We start from the raw sequence: 17,133 nt of genomic DNA, 5'->3' as shown, positions 1-17,133 counted from the left end.
TAATCAAGATGTCAAGACAGCTCGCGCGGTCGCTCCGCGCCTCTCCGATGCGGCTTCCCACCGATTACGTCGCGCTCGCGCGCGACGATCTCACCGCCGGCGTTCCGCTCGGCTTCGATCTCTACGATGCCGACGGCGCGGCGCTGCTGCCGGCCGGCACGACGCTGCGCGACGCCGCGCAGCATGCGTTCCTGTTCGACCATTTCCGGCCGGTGCGCCGGCGCGATGACGCGCAAGCCGATCCGCGTGTGCAGGGCGCGGTGCCGCCGGCCACGCGCATGGGGTTGTCGGCGGGCGCCGCGATCGGCATCCGCCGCCGGGTCGGCACGACCCGCGCGTTGCAGCGCTGCCGGCTGATCGGCGTCGCTGCGTCGGGCGCGCTGTTCGTCGAACCGCAGCAGGCGGCCGTGCTCGAATTCGCACGCGGCGACGACATCGAGGCGGTCGCGATCGGCCGCGCCGCGGTGTCCCGTTTCGGCGCGACGGTCGAGGCGGTGCAGGCATCGGGTGCCGCGCCGTTCATGATCCTGTCGCCGCCGGGCTTCGTCGACCGGCTGCGCACGCGCGCGGAACCGCGCGTACGGGTGCGGATCGCGGCGTGCTGCGCCGGTGGAGCCGAGGGGGCGGAGGGCATCGGGGTGGTGCACGACATCAGTCTGAGCGGGCTGTCGATTGCCGTCGACCGGCCGATCGCGGCAACCGGCGAGCCGTTGCGTGTGCAGCTTCCGTTCGAAACGGGCGGGCACGTCGAGCTGCTGGCGCTGGACGGCACGGTGCGCGCCGTGCATGCCGATCCGTCAGCGCCGGCGCTGACGCTGCATCACGCGGCGTTCGGCGAAACCGCCGATGGCGACCTGGTCCGCTTGAAGGCGCTGCTGTTCGACCGGCTGATGGCATCGGCGGATACCGATCACCTGCGCTGACACGCAGCAGGGACCGCATATTTGGCGCGCGAACGTCGATAATCATCTGATGATTCGGCTTATTCCAGCGAGATTGTACGATTTCCGTCAACAGTGAATTTGCGATTTAAGTATTTACCCTGATAGTCGCGCCTCCTAGACTTCTACTCATGCGCAACGACCTCGAGTCCGAAGCGCCTGACAAAACAATCCTGGAGGTAACGCATCATGAAATCGCTGATCAAGGCAGTTGCACTGGCCGCCCTGGTGGCCGCACCGATCGTCTCGTTCGCCCAATCGAACCAGCAGCCGCTGACGCGCGCACAAGTGCGCGCCGAGCTGGTCCAGCTCGAAAAGGCCGGCTACAACCCGAACGACTGGATGAACTACCCGGAAAACATTCAAGCCGCCCAGGCCAAGATCGCCGCCGCGCAGAACACCGGCGCGCAAGCTGACGCAACGGGCTACGGCGCGAATGCCGCCGCCACGTCGCAGTCGGGCCAGCGCGTGGTCGTGCCGGCCGCCGCCGATCGTTCGTCGGTGTACTTCGGCCACTAAGCCGGCAGGCACCCATGAGGGTGCCCGGCTCGTCGCTTCCCCTGAACCCGCGCACGGTAGCCGCCGTGCGCGGGTTTTGCATTTGCGCGGCCGGTCGGCATCACGATCCCGCATCGGCGCGGCGGGCCCGGCTCGCGAGTACGGCGGCGACACCGCCGAGAATGGCAGCCGACGCGAGCGCGAGCCGCCAGGTCGGCTGTTCCGACAGGAACAGCACTGCGCCGCATGCGGCGATCGGCGGCACCGACAACTGGACCGCCGCGGCGCGCATCGCGGTCAGGTACCGCAGCGCGGCGTACCAGATCACGTAGCCGATCCCGGACGTCAGCGCGCCGGATAGCACGGCGAGCACGATGCCGGACGGCGTCAGGTGAGTGCGGGCTGCAAGCACGGCGCTCAACACGAGCGCCAGCGGCGCGGCCCGCATGAAATTGCCGGCGGTCGCCGCGACCGGGTCGGTCGTCCGACGGCCGCGTATCGAATAGATGCCCCATGCAATGCCGGCGACCGTCATCAGCGCGGCGCCGCTCGGCGTCGGGGCGGCCAGCCCCGGTGAGACGAGATACAGCAATCCGGCCAGCGCCGCCCCGAACCCGGCCCAGCCGGCGGGAGCAAACCGTTCGCCGGCGTGCCATCCGGCCGCGAACATCGTCAACTGCACCGCGCCGAACAGGATCAGCGCGCCGGTGGCGGCGCTGACGGTCAGGTACGCGAACGAGAAGCAAGCGACATACGCGAACAGCATGACTGCGGCGGGCCAGTCCGCCGGCTGGGCGGACCGCCGCGCCCCCGCGCGCGCAACGATCGCGAGCATCAGCGCGCCCGACACGAGGCGCACGCTGCCGAAGCTGGCCGCGTCGATCCGGCCGGCCTGCAGCGCGAGCCGGCACAGCAGCGAGTTCGATGCGAACGCAAGCATCGCGACCGACGTCAGCGCGGCGACGCGCGCGCCCGGCCGCACATGCGACGCGAGGGCGGAAGCGGGCGGGCGCATGGCGAGCCTCACGCGTGACCGGCGACGATCAGCACGGCCGCGCCGAACAGCGCGACACCGAGCGGCGCGGTGAGCAGCCGCCCCCACACGGCATTCTTTTCGATGGCCATCAGCGCGGCGAGCGCCAGCATCCAGCCGAGGCTGCCGGCGCCGACGACGAACATCAGCAGCATCAGCGCCCAGCAGCACCCGATGCAGAACAGCCCGTGGCTGGCGCCCAGCGAGAACGCGTGTCGCAGCGGCGCACGTCCGCGCCAATGGCCGATCACGAAACCGAGCGGCGTGCGGCAACGCTCGAGGCAGCGTGCCTTCAATCCGCTGAACTGAAACGCGCCGGCGAGCGCGAAGACGGCCGCGCCGATCAACCAACCGCGCCACGCAAGCGCCGGCACGTGCGCGACGCCCGTCAGCAGCAGCGCGTGCAGTCCGTGCGCGACGAGACCGAAGCCGCTCCATGCCGCGACGTAGCCCAGACCGACGAGGGCGAGCAGCCACGCGCGGTCGGGGCGATCCGACACGACGCGCGCGAACGTGTCGAACAGCGTCAGCGTGGTCGGCAGCATCATCGCGAGGATCATCAGCGTCCAGGCTGCCGCGTCGAACGCTGCCGGCAGCCACAGCGCGCCACCCGGCAGCGCGCGGCACAGCGTGCTGAATGGCAAGGACGCCGCGTCGTCGCCGTGCTCGAGATAGCGCCCGTACGGGCTGCGCGTCCACGCCCACAGCGTGACCCACGCGAACCCGACGAGACTCGCGAGCACGAACGGAAACAGGCGCCGGTGCAACCGCGCGGCCATGGTCGTTTACGTGCGTTCGCGATTCATGCGTCGAACAGGAACGTGCTCTGCAACGCGTTGTGATCCTTCAGATCGACGTCGATGCCGATCGCCGCGTTCTTCGACCGGTAGACCGGCGCCTTGCCGACGAATACGGGTGCGCCGGGCACCGTCGAGAACACGGTGTCGGCCAGCGTCGTCTGCGCGCCGCTCGGGCCGAGGTACGGTTCGAGTTCCGCGTGGTAGTCGGTGCCGATCGACAGCGTGCCGCGGGCGCCGACGACATCGAACCTGATCGGCGCACGTTCGACCGACACGACCTTGCCGATCAGTTTCGCGAGCTCGGCGATCGGGCCGCCGGCCTGGCCCGTATAGACCTTGAGCAGCGCCTGCTCCTGCGCCTCCGACGCCGTGTCGCTGACGTAGATCGCGGCCGTCCAGTTGCCTTGCAGGATGTTGCCCGGCACGCGGCACACGGCGGCGATCGTGTTGCCGCCGACGTCGATACCGTCGACCGTGCCCTTGTCGACATGCCACGCGACGATGGTGTCGCAGACGCCGAAATCCGGATCCTCGCCGATCCAGCACGGGCACAGTACGCGACAGTTGCAGACCTCGAGCAGACGGCCTTCAAGGTGATAGCTCATGATTTCCTCCAGGTGAGCGACGGCGCTTGCGCGTTGTGCTGGGCGGAGAAAACCGGCTGACGAAACGTCACGCCCGCTCGGCGTCGCGAACGCGAAATGCGCTGAGGAATGCGGCGGAAGCGAAGACGGGATGGGTGCGATAGCGCGGCCTGAAACGGCGTATCGATTTTCCAGTGTAGGCGTGCGCGGGCGATATGCAAGGCGCCGGCTGACAAGCGTCCGCGCGTGCGCTAGCATCGCGGACGGTGTCGCCGCGCGCCGAGGCGCGGCAGGGCAACCGGCCCGCACCGGGTTCCGCAATTCAACGAACAACAAGGAGCATCCATGCGTGTCTTGACCGGTCTGCTGTGCTCGCTGGCGTTGCTGGCGAACGTCGCCCATGCGCAGGCGAATTGCGCGGACGCGACGGATCAGGCGGCGATGACGGCATGTGCCGATCGCGCGTACAAGAAATCCGACGGGGAGCTGAACCGCACCTACCAGGCCGTCACCGCGCGTCTGCACGATGCGCGGCCGCTGGCCGACAAGCTCGTGAATGCGCAGCGTGCATGGATTGCGTACCGCGATGCCGAGTGCGGTTTCTCGAGCGCGAATGCCGAGGGCGGCAGTGCGTACCCGATGGTCGTCTCGACCTGCCTCGACGATCTGACGAAAGTGCGCACCGAAACGCTGAAGGGCTATCTGTCCTGCGAGGAAGGCGACCTGGCGTGCCCGGTGCCCGGCAAGTAAACCTCACGCGCCGTTCAACCGGCCGCGCGTCACGCGGCCGGCCAGGCACGCCATTCGCGGCTAGACGTCGTCCGTTTCGTCGAGCAGCTTGTGCCGCATCGCGTACCGCACCAGCGCGGCTTCGTGCGGCATCTGCATCTTTTCCAGGATCCGCGTCTTGTAGGTGCTGACGGTCTTGGCGCTTACGCACAGCGCATTCGCGATCTCGGTCAGCGTCTGGCCGGCCGCGATCCGCCGGAACACGTCGAATTCGCGATCGGACAGCCGCTGGTGCGGCAGCGTCTCGGCCGGCTCGTTCAGGCTCTGCGCGAACTGCTCGGCCATCGCAAGGCTCACGTAGACGCCGCCCGACGCGACCTTCGTCACCGCGCCGACCAGTTCGGCGCTCGCACTTTCCTTCGTCAGATAGCCGGACGCGCCTGCGCGGAACGCACGCACCGCGTATTGCTGTTCCGCGTGCATCGTCAGCACGAGCACGCGCAGCGCGGGCTTCTCGTCCTTGATCTGCTTGATCAGTTCGACGCCGTTGCGGCCCGGCATCGACAGGTCGAGCACGAGCACCTGCGCGGGTGTCGAGCGCACGAGCGCGATCGTCGACGGGCCGTCGCAGGCTTCGCCGGCCACCTCGAATCCGGTGGCGTTCTGGAGGATGTGCCGCAGACCGTCGCGTACGAGCGTATGGTCGTCGGCGATGAGCACCTTGATCATGTGATGAGCGTTTCCTGTTGAACGGTACTGAGCGGGAATGCGACGGTAATCGAGAAGCCGCGCGCGAGCGCGGTGTCGATCGTCACGGTGCCGCCAAGCATGTGTGCGCGTTCGCGAATGCCGATCAGGCCGAACGATTTGTCCTCATGGGCCGGACCGCCGGGCGCCGCGCCGCGGCCGTTGTCCGCGACGCGCAGCACGCAGAAGCCTTCCTCGATGTCGAGGCGCAGCGCGACGCGCGTCGCATCCGCATGGCGCGCGACGTTCGTCAGCGCTTCCTGGACGATGCGGAACAGCGTGGTCGCGCCCGCGCTGGTGAACGAGAGGCCGCCCGTTTCGATGTGACGCTCGACATCGATCCCGTAGCGGTTCGTGAAATCGTTCGCGAGCCATTCGATCGCGGGCACGAGGCCGAGATCGTCGAGCATCACCGGGCGCAGGTCGGCCGCGATGCGCCGCACCGACGCGACCGTCGCATCGATCAGCCGCCGCATGCCCTGCAGGTGCGTCTGCACGTCCTCGTCGGGCTGCGCGCGGCCGGGCACGCGCAACTGCTGCTCGACGACCGACAGGTCCATCTTCAGCGCGGTGAGCTGCTGGCCGAGGTCGTCGTGCAGTTCGCGCGCGATCCGCGTTTTTTCTTCTTCGCGCACGTTCTGCAGGTTCGCCGACAGCTCGCGCAACTCCTCGCGCGACTGCTTCAGCGCGTTCTCGGCGCGCAAGCGCTCGGTGATGTCGCGCAACATCACGGTGTAGAGCTTGCCCGACGCGTCGCGGATCTGCGAGATCGACGCCTCGATCGGGAATTCCTCGCCGTTGGCGCGCAGCCCGAACAGCACGCGCTGACGGCCCATCTGCCGCTCGGACACGCCCGTCACGCCGAACTGGTCGACGTGCTTCGCGTGCGCGGCGCGGAACCGCTCGGGGATGAAGCGCGACAGCGGCGCGCCGATCGCCTCCATCGCGGACACGCCGAACACCTGCTCGGCCATCGGATTGAAGATCACGACCGTCTGCTTCTCGTCGATCGTGATGATCGCTTCCATCGACGAACGGATGATGCCCATCATCCGCGCCTCGTTGAGGATGCCGCGGCTGCTCGCGCCGGCATCGGCAGTCGCGCCGGACCGGCGGCGCTGCAGCGCATGGACGAGCGCCGCGAAGGCGAACGACGCGATCAGCCCCGCGGCGAGCACGGTGCCGGCCGCGCGCTGCGCACCGGTCGCGCTCGGGCGGCCGTCCGCGGAATAGGCGAGCGTCAGCGCGGTGCCGCCGAAATTCAGCACGTCGGTGCGTCGCATCAGGTCGGGCGATGCCGACGCTTCGTCGGTCGTCGACTCGACGCTGACGATCGCGCGCGGACCGCCGCCGGCCGTCATCCACAGGTCGATTCCGCGTTCCGCGTCGAGCGCGCGCTCGACCAGGCGCCGCGGGCTCAGCGCCGCGAACAGCACCCCGTCGACGCCGGCTTCACGCGTGCCGGACGGCGTGACGGCCGCATTCGGCGACAGGGTCACGGGCAGGAACAGCGTCAGCGTGCGGGCGTCGCGGGAGGCATCGTCGTCGGCCGGGTGGACGCCGAGCGCGATGTCGCCGGTCTGCAGCGCGCGCGTCAGCGGCGCCGCGTCGGATACACCGAAGCGGACGACCGGCGAGTTCGAGGCGGGCGCGCTGAGCGCCGCGGTCGCAAGCGGACCGGCCGGCAGCGGCTTCGCGCCGGCGAGCCCGCCGCGTGCGGCCGGCGACAGCGGCGCATAGCCGATCTGCCGGACCGGCGAGCGGGCGCTGTCGAGATCGAGCGTCTCCGCATACCGGCGCCATTGTTCGGGCGTCATGTCCGGGACGAGACCGAACGCGCCGCGCGCGCCTTCGAGCACGGCAACGCCGGCCTGCAACTCGTGGCGCAGCATCGCGGTCACGTGCGTCGTGCGGCGTTCGAAGCGCGTATGGACGGCGCCTTGCCACTGCTCGCGCACGAGCAGCGCGACGCCGAGCGACAGCACGGCGCCGGCGCATAGCGCAACGACGCCAGCCGCGAGCGGCTGGCGTAACATGGTCTGGAGGCGCGTGGGCCCTCGGGCGTCACGCGTCGGGGTTCCACTGGCGGTCATTCAATGGCCATTCTGTTGGTCGGGCAGCCCGGGGCACTCGGGCAGCGCGGCAAAACCGGGGAAAACTCGCACCGGCTGCGTGCAACGTCTGTTTTCAAGATGAAATTGTGCGCGTTTTACACGTTTTTTGTAATAGGGTCACCTGAAATTGCGGCGAACGGCGTGAAGCAACGGGCACGCCGGCTGCGTTTGACGCGCGTCAAGCCGCGCGCCGGCACGTGGGGCAGACTGTTCGGCAGGCAAGCCGGCACCGGGCCGGCTTGCGATGACGGGCCGCCGTGGCGCGATGCGCGACGCGTGCCCGGTCGGAGGGACGGACCATGTACAAACGGATTTTCGTCGGGCTCGACGGCAGCCCGAGCGCGCGTCTCGCGCTGAACGAGGCGATCCGGATCGCGGCGGCGTCCGGCGGTGAAGTCACCTGTGCATATGTCGTCGAGCACCGGCCGCAGCTCGTCGACGTCGACGCGGGCTTCGCGGCCGAGCGCGACGGCGACGCGGCCGCGACCGATGCCGTGACGCCGGTGCTCGACGACGCGAAAGCGGTGCTCGCGCAGCAGCATGTGACGGGCACCGTGCGCGCGCTCGACGCATACGGCGAGGATGTCGCCGCCGTGCTGATGCGCACGGCGGCCGAAGCCGACGCGGACCTGATCGTGATGGGCACGAGCGGCCGGCACGGCCTGCGCCGGCTGCTGCTCGGCAGCGTCGCGGAATCGCTGCTGCGTGCGGCCGACCGGCCCGTTCTGCTGGTGCGGCACAACGAACCCGGTACGCCGGCGGCTGCGTAGCACGCTGTGTGGCGCAGAAGCAGGCGCTGCCGCGAGCGGGATGCAGCAGCGCACATACGCCGGTAGTCCGCCCGATGAAACGCGCGACGCGCTGATCGGCGCATCGCGCGCAAGCGCGCCTGTCGTCCTGTCGTCGCAGGTTCGACGAGCCGGAAGCGGGCGCCCGTGACGCACCCGCGTGCCCGCGATTGCACACGCGGTTGCATCCCGACACGCAGTTCTGGCAGCATCGACCGGTGTCCGCTTGTTCGCCGCGCGCATGGCCGCGGCGATCGACGCAGGGGCATCCGGCTGGAACCGGTCGCACGGGCGATGAACGGGGCCGACCGCCGGATGCCGGTTACCTACCTTACCGACGTCATCCGCCATGCCGATCTCCGCTCCCGACCTGATTCGCCAGTTCGACCTGCAACCGCATCCCGAAGGCGGCTATTTCCGCGAAACCTATCGCGCGACCGATTCGGTCGTGCGTCCGGCCGACGGTGCGCCACGCGCTGCGTCGACCGCGATCTACTACCTGCTGTGCGACGGCGCGTATTCGTCGTGGCACCGGATCCGTTCCGACGAGGTCTGGCATTTCTACGCGGGCGACCCGATCGAAGTGTGGGCACTCGACGCGCACGACGGGCTGACGATCCACCGGCTCGGCAACCCGCTCACGCATCCGGGCACGGTGTTCCAGGCGGTCGTGCCGGCCGGGAGCTGGTTCGGCGCGCGCTGCGCGTCGCCCGAGCATGTCGCGCTCGTGGGCTGCACGGTGGCGCCGGGGTTCGAGTTTTCGGAATTCGAGCTGGCCGACGCAGCCGCGCTGGCCGACGCGTTCCCCGACTACGCGGAACACGTCGCACGGCTCGCGCAGCGCTCCGACGTGTGACGGTCACGGTATTGCCATCGTTGGCGCGAAGCCCGCGCCGACGGCGTGTGTTCCGCGCGATCGCGGCCAAACCCGTTTAGAATGCCCGTGATGCACATGGTCGGCCGCGGACGTGCCGCGGCGGCCGTTGCACTGCCGGTCCGACGGCTCCCGTCGCACGGCCCGCATGTCTTCCAGGAGCGCCGCCGTGTGGCACTTTCCCATCGCAATTCCATCGTCGCTCGGCCCGTGGGCCGTGTTCGCGAGCGTGTTGATCACGCAGCTCGGCGTGCCGGTGCCGGCCGTGCCGATGTTGATTCTCGGCGGCACGATGGCGGCAATGGGGCAGGCGTCGTGGGTCAGCATGTTCGCGGCGGCGATCGGCGCGACGATGCTCGCCGATTCGCTGTGGTTCTTCATGGGCCGTACGCGCGGCCGGCGCCTGCTGAACGGCCTCGTCCGCTTCTCGCTGTCGCTCGACACGACGCTGCGCTTTGCCCGTAACGTATTCGAAAGATACGGCGCGCCGCTGCTCGTGTTGTCCAAGTTCCTGCCGGGCCTCGGCCTCGTGTCGGCGCCGCTGCTCGGCACGACGGCGATCGGCGTCGGCGTGTTCCTGTTCTGGGACCTGGCCGGCGCGTCGCTGTGGGCCGCGTTCTGGCTGGTCGGCGGCGCGGCCATTCATGATCAGATCGTCCAGTTCGTGCTGTGGGTGCGCGCGAGCGGCGGCACGATTCTCGACGCGTTCCTCGCGATCTTCATCACGTTCCTGCTGTACCGCTGGGTGCGCCGCCTGCAGTTCCGCCGGTATCTCGCGCAGGTGCGCATCTCCCCGCCGCAACTCGTCGAGATGATGACGTCGGACGAGCCGCCGCTGATCTTCGACGCACGGCCGAAGGCGATCCGCGAGCGCGAACCGTACCGGATCGCCGGCGCGGTGCCGGTCGATCTCGATTCGCCGGACCTGCTCGACCCGGAACTGCTGAAACGTCCGATCGTCGTCTATTGCGTGTGCCCGAACGAGGCCACGGCCAAGCGCCTGATCGCGAAGATGCAGCGCAAGAAGATGATCCACAACATCCGCGCGCTGAAGGGCGGCCTCGATGCGTGGGAAAAGCACGGTTTCCCGGTCGAGCCGATGCCGGCCGATCTCGACGCGTCGCGTTATTTCGTGCGTCCCGAACACGGCGCGCTCGAAGGCGAATATACGGTGCGCGCGACGTTGTCCAAATAAATGCGCGCGCGATATCGCGCGCATTCGAATTCCGCCTCCGGTTTCACGCATGGCGATTTCGTGAAAATCGGCTGGCGTGAAACCTCTGATCCTCCATATAATCCCGCCTGCATATTGCGTGCGCCTGATCGCGCACCTTCGACGCGTGTTCGTTCACGCCGAAAGCGATTGATCCCGTTGTCGTCCGTTACGCGCACAGCCGCGTCACACGGGCCGCACGGGCGTATTCCGTAAAAGGCCCGATCCGCTTTCCGGATTGTTCCGGGAAGTACGGATAATCCGCGGCGATTCCCATCGGATTGACGCAGTATCCGCGTCGTTTCTCATTCGGAAAACGGCGGCGGGGATTATTTCGTTTTCGGTTGCCGAAATTGGCATGAACGGTCGCGCATTGACATCGACACAATGACGGCGGCCCGCTCGCGGCTGCCAGGAGACGGACTTGAAACAACCAGAAGACCAGCTGCACCGCGGGCTGGAAGAACGGCACATCAACCTGATGGCGCTCGGCGCGACGATCGGCGTCGGCCTGTTCCTCGGCTCCGCCACCGCGATCCGCACGGCCGGCCCGGCCATCCTGCTGACCTACCTGCTGGGCGGCATCGCGATCTTCCTGATCATGCGCGCACTCGGCGAAATGGCGATCACCAATCCGGTCGCCGGCGCCTTCAGCCGCTACGCACGCGACTACCTCGGGCCGCTCGCCGGCTACCTGACCGGCTGGACCTACTGGTTCGTGTGGATCGTCACCTGCATGGCGGAAATCACGGCGGTCGGCGTCTACATGCACATGTGGTTCCCCGGCGTGCCGAACTGGATCTGGGCGCTCGCCGCGCTCATGACAATGGGCTCGGTGAACTTCATCGCGGTCAAGCTGTACGGCGAATTCGAGTTCTGGTTCGCGCTGATCAAGATCGTCACGATCGTGCTGATGATCATCGGCGGCGGGCTGATGATCGCGTTCGGCATCGGCAACGGCGGTGTCGCGACCGGCATCTCGAACCTGTGGTCGCACGGCGGCTTCATGCCGAACGGGATCAACGGCGTGATCGCCGCGCTGCCGATCGTGATGTTCGCGTATCTCGGCGTCGAGATGCTCGGCCTCACGGCCGGCGAAGCGCGCAACCCGGAGAAGTCGCTGACGAAGGCCGTGAACTCGGTGTTCTGGCGCGTGCTGATTTTCTACATCGGCGCGCTGTTCGTGATCATGTCGCTCTATCCGTGGGACCAGATCGGCACGCAGGGCAGCCCGTTCGTGATGACGTTCTCGCGGCTCGGCATTCCGGCCGCCGCCGGCATCATCAACTTCGTCGTGCTGACCGCGGCGCTGTCGTCATGCAACAGCGGCCTGTTCAGCACCGCGCGGATGCTCTACAACCTCGCGCAGCAGGGCCAGGCGCCGGCCATGCTCGGCCGCGTGAACCGCAGCGGCGTGCCGGTGTACGGCGTGATCGTGTCGGTCGCGCTGCTGCTGATCGGCGTGCTGCTCAACTATCTCGCGCCGCAACACGTGTTCACGTGGCTCACGTCGGTATCGACGTTCGGCGCGATCTGGACGTGGTGCGTGATCCTGATCGCGCAGATGCGCTTTCGTCGCACGCTGTCGGCCGACAAGATCGCGCGCCTGCCGATCCGCGTGCCGTTCTATCCGCTCGGGTCGATCGTCGCGCTCGGTTTTCTCGCGCTGGTCGTCGTGCTGATGGCATTCACGCCCGATACGCGCGTCGCGCTCGTGATCGGGCCCGTGTGGATCGTGCTGCTCGGCATCGCGTATGCGCTGTTCTACGCGAACCGGCCGGCCGCCTCCGCACCGACAAAGTCGTAAGCGGGCCGGGACAGGGAGCCACGCGATCGTTGATCGCGATCATGCGCGGGCGGGCAGGACGACCTATGCTGAACAAATCGCTTGTCCGCGCTTCGCGTGGCTACCCGCCGATCCTTGCGACCGCGGCGGCTGCCCGGCCGCCGCGCGCCGCTTCCACGCGAGGCTCCCGTCGTCGTTCCGCGACGACGCGCACGCACGGAGGCTTTCGCCATGCAGCCTGCCCATTCCATCCCGACGCTCGCGCGGATCGCGCTGGCGGTCGATCCAACACCCGAATCGCTGTCCGCCGCACGCTACGCCCGCACGCTGCTGCGTCCCGGCATGCGATTGCGTATCGTCTGTGCAATCGACAATCCGCGCCTCGTGCTGCCCGATATCCCGCGCATCGACGCGCTGCTGACGTCGGCGCGCGAGGACATGATGGGCGAAGCGCACGCCATCAACGCGCGGATCGCCGCGCTGTTTGCCGACAGCGGCATCGAGGTCGAGCAGGTCATCGTCGATACGTCGGTCACGGGCGGCACGGTCGCCGATGCGCTGGTGAACGACACGTCGGCATGGCAGGCGGACGCGCTGGTGGTCGGCGCGAATCCGCATCATGGGCTGTTGCGGCTCGTCGAAGGCGCGATGTCGGACACGCTGTCGAAGCGCGTGCGCTGCGCGCTGCTGATCGTGCCAGCCGCCTATGCACGGCCGTCGGACGGCGCGCTGCAGCGGCTGATGTTCGCGGTCGACGGCAGCGAGCCGTCGCTGCACGCGGCGCGTGTCGGGCTCGGCTTCGCGGCGCCGACGACGTTGCTGTACGCCGCCTACGTGATCGATCGCGCGGTTCGTCTGACCGATATCGTGCCGGTGCGTGCGCTCGAGGACGCGTACCGTGCGGAGGGCGACGATGCGCTCGCGAAAATCGCACCGCTGTTTCATGCGACCGGGAATCCGACCAAGCGCGGTGTCGTCGAAACGCGTCCGACCAGCGACGACGTGGCCCATGCGCTGATGCGCGATGCCGTGCACTGGCGTGCGGAACTGCTGGTGGTCGGCACGCATGGCCGGCGCGGTATCGCCGCCTGGCTGATCGGCAGCGTCGCGCGCCGCGTGGCGCACCTCGCTCAAGTGCCCGTGCTGCTCGTGCGCGGCGCGGCGTGAATGGCGCGGCATCGCGCACGAAGCCGATGTCGATTGACCTGCATCAGAAACGGCATGCGCATCGCGTGAGACAGTAACGGAACATCCGGCGATGGCGATGGTCTGTCGTGCATGAGCGACGACAACCGCGCGTGCACGCAAGCATCGAAACCGCCGATCCGGCGGGTCGCGATCGAACGCGCGCTTAAGCCGGCACATCGATTTCAGGAGCCGCGCCATCGATTGCATGGCGTGTCATCCACCGAGAACTCTCTGGCACGAGGGTAGGCAGCCAGCGGCTGCCTTGGAGGACGGGCGGGGTGCACGCACCCCGTCCGCTTTCCGCCTGGCTGGCCCCGTCGGATCACTTTCCCCGCAGGTATTGTTTTGCATGCGGCCGCTCAGAACGGCGCGTATGTGCGCGCGGTCGCATCGAGGCGAACCGCGGCGAAGGTCGACACGTGCACTGCGCCGCCGCATTCACGCGACAGCGGCAGGCACGGCGAACGCGTCACGGCGCGCAGCCATCGTACGGCCTCGTGCCGTGCGTCGACTGCGTGCGTGTTCAGGTGGTCCGAAGAATCGAGCAGAGGTCGTGCCGGCGGACGACGCCGCGTCGCACCCGCGAGCGCGGGCGCACGACGTGCATCGGCCCGCATGCGCTGCACGTGCGGCTGCGCAGCCGGTTCGCATGCGGCCAGCCGGGGCGTGCCTTGCGGCGCGGCTCCGACTCGACCGGCTCGGTGCGCGACAGGCGCGCGCCGAGGGCCGCGGCGAACCGCTGCAGCGCGAGGACCGACCCCGCGACGCTCTGGTACTTCTCGCGGCCGATCTGCCCGTCGAGCGTGACGAGCAACCCGGCGTCGCGGGCGAGCGCGAGCAAGGTTTCGAGATCGTCGGACGGACGATTGCCGGCCGACGCGCTCCGGGCGGGCAGGGCGCGCGCGTTGCCCGACGCGCGCCGCTGGCCGTCCCGGCCCGGGAAGTTGCGATGTGCCATGGTTGGTCTCCTGCGCCAGACCCCGCGCGCCTTGCTCGATGGCAGGCTGGGCGATGATCCGGTATGAACGCGTTGTTCATGGCATCAGTATCGTGTGACGGCGGCAGGCTGCCAAGCGGCGCGCGCTGAACTCGCTGTCAGGTATTGCGCGGCGCCTATCGGAATCCGCTGACACGCGCCGTGGCCAATTGGTCGATCGTCCGGGCCGCAGGCGATCCGGCGGGTTCGTTCCGACGAATGAATCCGGTGTGCGGAGCCTCGCTTGACGCATGATTTCGGCCGGTCTAAGTTCCCGAGTGCATCGGCGTTGCGTGGCGGTTCCACCGCCCGCCAGTCGGCCGGTGCCGCGCCCCGGGGTGGCGTGGCAGGGCTTCCAGTCTCGTTCGCGGGCAGTTTGCGCCGCGAATCAAGCGCGGCCGGTTCGGGGACGGATCGGCACGGCGGCACGCAACGTGCCGTTGATCGCGCGCAAACACGCGCCGGCGCATCGCACGCCGCGCGGCCGACCAGTCTTTAAGCTTCCAGTACCGTCGTTTTTTCATTCCTCGACCGTCAGGAGTCCGTCGATGTCCAAGGACAATTTGCTCGATTCACTCAAGGAAGCCGCCGAACAGCGCGCGATCGGCGCGGATCAGCTGCGTGCGATGCTCGACGATGAAGTGCGTGCGCTGTCGTCCGGCGCACGCGTGCATGACTACATCCACGTGTTCGCGATCCAGAACCTGCGCGAACGGATGCGCCAGCGGGACGATTTCGATACCGACACGCAGGCCGGTGCTGCGCCGGCGGAATCCGATCCGCGCCCGAGCGTCCGCCTGTGACAGGCGCTTGCCGCGGCTGACATGGCAGGTCGCCGGTCGCGGCCGAATCACGATTGACCGCTCTTGCCAGCGGCGCTTGCCGCTTCGGTCCGCCTGCGCGCGACCTGACGATTCACTGACAGCCGTCAACGTCTTTCGTCATATGTTTCATTGAATTGTCACAACGACCTCAAGTAAGCGCCGCGATTGCCGTTTACCCGGTGAATTCGTCCACCGGGCGTTCGCGCTCCCTTACCGAGTCGTTGCCATGCTCTCGTCCATCCGCGCCCGCATTCTCGCCGCGTGCGTCGCCATCGTCGTATTCGCGCTCGTCGCCACCACGCTGATCAACTATTTCATCGCGCACTCGTACAACGACGACGCGATCGACCGCAACCTGACCTCCGTCGCGAGCGGCCACGTGGTCGGGATCGCCGACTGGGTCGCCACCCGCAGCCGGATGATCGCGTCGCTGCAGGACGCGGCGCTCGCACCCGATCCGCTGCCGGTGTTCAAGCAGATGGCCACGGCCGGCGGCTTCACGAACGTGTACGCGGGCTACGCCGACAAGGCGTTCCGCTTCTCCGACCCGACCGGCATCCCGCCCGACTACGATCCGACCGGCCGCCCGTGGTACAAGCAGGCCGCGCAGGCCGGCAAGCCGGTCGTCACGCCGCCTTACGTCGATGCCGGCACCGGCAACCTCGTCGTCACGTTCGCGGTGCCGATCCTGCGTGACGGCGCGCTGAAGGGCGTCGTCGCCGCGGACGTCGCGATGGACAGCGTGATCGCCAACGTGAAGTCGATCCGCCCGACACCCGCGAGCTTCGGGATGCTGATCGACAGCAGCGGCCACGTCGTCGCGCATCCGGACCCGAAGCTCACGCTGAAGCCGGTCGCCGACGTGTCGCCCGAACTCGGCGCGACGAGCGCCGCGACGATCGCGGCCGCGACGGCCCCCGTCGAGGTGAGCGTCGGCGGCAGCGCGAAGCTGGTGCGTGCGCGGCCCGTGCCGGGCACCGACTGGTACGCGCTGGTGCTGCTCGACAAGACCGAAGCGACGGCCGGCATGCGCTCGCTGCTGACGGCGTCGCTGATCACGCTGGTCGTGATCGTCGGCGTCGCGTCGCTGATCATCGGCGCGATCACCGCGACCGCGTTCCGCCGCCTGTCGCAGGTGCGCCAGGCGATGGCCGCGATCGGCTCGGGTGCCGGCGACCTGACGCAGCGCCTGCCGGCCGACGGCCGCGACGAAGTCGCCGACATCGCGCGCTCGTTCAACAGCTTCGTCGACAAGCTGAACGACGTGATGCGCCAGATCCGCGACGCGAGCGAATCGGTGCGCACGGCCGCGAACGAGATCGCGGCGGGCAACCAGGACCTGTCGTCGCGTACCGAATCGGCCGCGGCGAGCCTCGAGGAAACGGCTGCGTCGATGGAAGAGATCACCGCGACCGTCGGCCAGTCGGCGGCAGCCGCCGGCCAGGCCGACGAGCGCGCGGCGGCCGCGTCGCGGATCGCGTCGCACGGCGGGGCGGTCGTGTCGGACGTCGTCGCGACGATGGAGAAGATCGAAGAAGCATCGGGCCGGATCGGCGACATCATCGGCGTGATCGACGGGATCGCGTTCCAGACCAACATCCTCGCGCTGAACGCGGCCGTCGAAGCGGCGCGGGCGGGCGAGCAGGGCCGCGGCTTCGCGGTCGTCGCGCAGGAAGTGCGCAGTCTCGCGCAACGCAGCGCGCAGGCTGCGCGCGAAGTGAAGGTGCTGGTCGAATCGACGGTCGCGAGCGTGTCGGCCGGTTCCGGGCAGGTGCGCCAGGCCGGCGACACGATGCGCGAGATCGTGTCCAACGTGTCGAACGTGACGACCATCATCTCCGAGATCACGCACGCGGCGAACGAGCAGACGCGCGGTATTCAGGAGGTGAACCGCGCGGTCACGCAGCTCGATGAAATGGTCCAGCAGAACGCGGCGCTCGTCGAACAGTCGACCGCCGCCGCGACCGCGCTGCAGTCGCAGGCGAATGCGCTGGCGACGACGGTCGGGCGGTTCAAGGTCGCGTAATCGCAGCCTGGA

Annotated in this window: 16 protein-coding genes; 10 read left to right on the top strand and 6 right to left on the bottom strand. The window is 68.5% G+C overall.

Features of this window, described 5'->3' with window-relative positions:
- Window positions 1-47 precede the first annotated feature (47 nt).
- Together U5809_RS22335 and U5809_RS22330 are read left to right on the top strand one after the other, a co-directional pair.
- Window positions 48-923 carry a PilZ domain-containing protein gene (locus U5809_RS22335; RefSeq protein ID WP_322088150.1) on the top strand — a complete coding sequence of 292 codons (876 nt, stop codon included), beginning with the start codon at window positions 48-50 and terminating at the stop codon, window positions 921-923.
- 207 nt (window positions 924-1,130) lie between these two features.
- Complete coding sequence (locus tag U5809_RS22330; RefSeq protein WP_282510023.1) at window positions 1,131-1,460, top strand: DUF4148 domain-containing protein; 330 nt, start codon at window positions 1,131-1,133, stop codon at window positions 1,458-1,460.
- Between the two features lie 100 nt (window positions 1,461-1,560).
- On the opposite strand, the gene U5809_RS22325 is transcribed toward U5809_RS22330, so the two are convergent.
- The 3 genes from U5809_RS22325 to U5809_RS22315 are packed head-to-tail and all read right to left on the bottom strand — an operon-like array spanning window position 1,561 to window position 3,877.
- On the bottom strand, window positions 1,561-2,454 hold the full coding sequence (locus tag U5809_RS22325; RefSeq protein ID WP_322088149.1) for a DMT family transporter: 894 nt from the start codon (window positions 2,452-2,454) through the stop codon (window positions 1,561-1,563).
- Window positions 2,455-2,462: 8 nt separating this feature from the next.
- Window positions 2,463-3,251 carry a DUF2182 domain-containing protein gene (locus tag U5809_RS22320; RefSeq protein WP_322088148.1) on the bottom strand — a complete coding sequence of 263 codons (789 nt, stop codon included), beginning with the start codon at window positions 3,249-3,251 and terminating at the stop codon, window positions 2,463-2,465.
- 23 nt (window positions 3,252-3,274) lie between these two features.
- Window positions 3,275-3,877: a DUF1326 domain-containing protein gene (locus U5809_RS22315; RefSeq protein ID WP_176045352.1), complete on the bottom strand. Its 603-nt coding sequence runs from the start codon at window positions 3,875-3,877 to the stop codon at window positions 3,275-3,277.
- A 324-nt stretch (window positions 3,878-4,201) separates the two neighbouring features.
- On the opposite strand from U5809_RS22315, the gene U5809_RS22310 reads away from it, so the two are divergent.
- Window positions 4,202-4,606: a lysozyme inhibitor LprI family protein gene (locus U5809_RS22310; RefSeq protein WP_322088147.1), complete on the top strand. Its 405-nt coding sequence runs from the start codon at window positions 4,202-4,204 to the stop codon at window positions 4,604-4,606.
- Between the two features lie 60 nt (window positions 4,607-4,666).
- On the opposite strand, the gene U5809_RS22305 is transcribed toward U5809_RS22310, so the two are convergent.
- Window positions 4,667-5,314 carry a response regulator transcription factor gene (locus tag U5809_RS22305; protein WP_176045354.1) on the bottom strand — a complete coding sequence of 216 codons (648 nt, stop codon included), beginning with the start codon at window positions 5,312-5,314 and terminating at the stop codon, window positions 4,667-4,669.
- Window positions 5,311-7,425 (bottom strand): PAS domain S-box protein, encoded by a 2,115-nt coding sequence (locus tag U5809_RS22300; RefSeq protein WP_322088146.1) that lies wholly within the window; start codon window positions 7,423-7,425, stop codon window positions 5,311-5,313. The genes U5809_RS22305 and U5809_RS22300 overlap by 4 nt, the downstream gene beginning before the upstream one ends.
- A 320-nt stretch (window positions 7,426-7,745) precedes the next feature.
- Between U5809_RS22300 and U5809_RS22295 the strand changes: the two genes are divergently transcribed.
- The 5 genes from U5809_RS22295 (at window position 7,746) to U5809_RS22275 (ending at window position 13,274) form a co-directional block, all read left to right on the top strand.
- Complete coding sequence (locus tag U5809_RS22295) at window positions 7,746-8,216, top strand: universal stress protein (RefSeq protein WP_176045356.1); 471 nt, start codon at window positions 7,746-7,748, stop codon at window positions 8,214-8,216.
- A 367-nt stretch (window positions 8,217-8,583) separates the two neighbouring features.
- On the top strand, window positions 8,584-9,090 hold the full coding sequence (locus U5809_RS22290) for a cupin domain-containing protein (RefSeq protein WP_322088145.1): 507 nt from the start codon (window positions 8,584-8,586) through the stop codon (window positions 9,088-9,090).
- A 187-nt stretch (window positions 9,091-9,277) separates the two neighbouring features.
- Window positions 9,278-10,303: a DedA family protein/thiosulfate sulfurtransferase GlpE gene (locus tag U5809_RS22285; RefSeq protein ID WP_322088144.1), complete on the top strand. Its 1,026-nt coding sequence runs from the start codon at window positions 9,278-9,280 to the stop codon at window positions 10,301-10,303.
- A gap of 442 nt (window positions 10,304-10,745) precedes the next feature.
- The gene (locus U5809_RS22280) at window positions 10,746-12,128 is read left to right on the top strand and encodes an amino acid permease (protein WP_322088143.1); all 1,383 of its coding nucleotides are present in this window, start codon (window positions 10,746-10,748) and stop codon (window positions 12,126-12,128) included.
- A 210-nt stretch (window positions 12,129-12,338) separates the two neighbouring features.
- A complete protein-coding gene (locus U5809_RS22275; RefSeq protein WP_322088142.1) occupies window positions 12,339-13,274 on the top strand; it encodes a universal stress protein in 936 nt (311 codons plus the stop codon).
- Window positions 13,275-13,818: 544 nt separating this feature from the next.
- On the opposite strand, the gene U5809_RS22270 is transcribed toward U5809_RS22275, so the two are convergent.
- Complete coding sequence (locus U5809_RS22270) at window positions 13,819-14,253, bottom strand: hypothetical protein (RefSeq protein WP_322088141.1); 435 nt, start codon at window positions 14,251-14,253, stop codon at window positions 13,819-13,821.
- Window positions 14,254-14,819: 566 nt separating this feature from the next.
- On the opposite strand from U5809_RS22270, the gene U5809_RS22265 reads away from it, so the two are divergent.
- Complete coding sequence (locus U5809_RS22265; protein ID WP_322088140.1) at window positions 14,820-15,074, top strand: DUF3562 domain-containing protein; 255 nt, start codon at window positions 14,820-14,822, stop codon at window positions 15,072-15,074.
- A gap of 247 nt (window positions 15,075-15,321) precedes the next feature.
- Window positions 15,322-17,121 carry a methyl-accepting chemotaxis protein gene (locus U5809_RS22260; protein WP_322088139.1) on the top strand — a complete coding sequence of 600 codons (1,800 nt, stop codon included), beginning with the start codon at window positions 15,322-15,324 and terminating at the stop codon, window positions 17,119-17,121.
- Window positions 17,122-17,133: the final 12 nt, after the last annotated feature.

Source organism: Burkholderia sp. BCC1999, assembly GCF_905339975.1.
GTDB lineage: Bacteria > Pseudomonadota > Gammaproteobacteria > Burkholderiales > Burkholderiaceae > Burkholderia.
The sequence above is the reverse complement of the archived record's forward strand: the minus strand, read 5'-3'. Positions and strand labels throughout refer to the sequence as shown.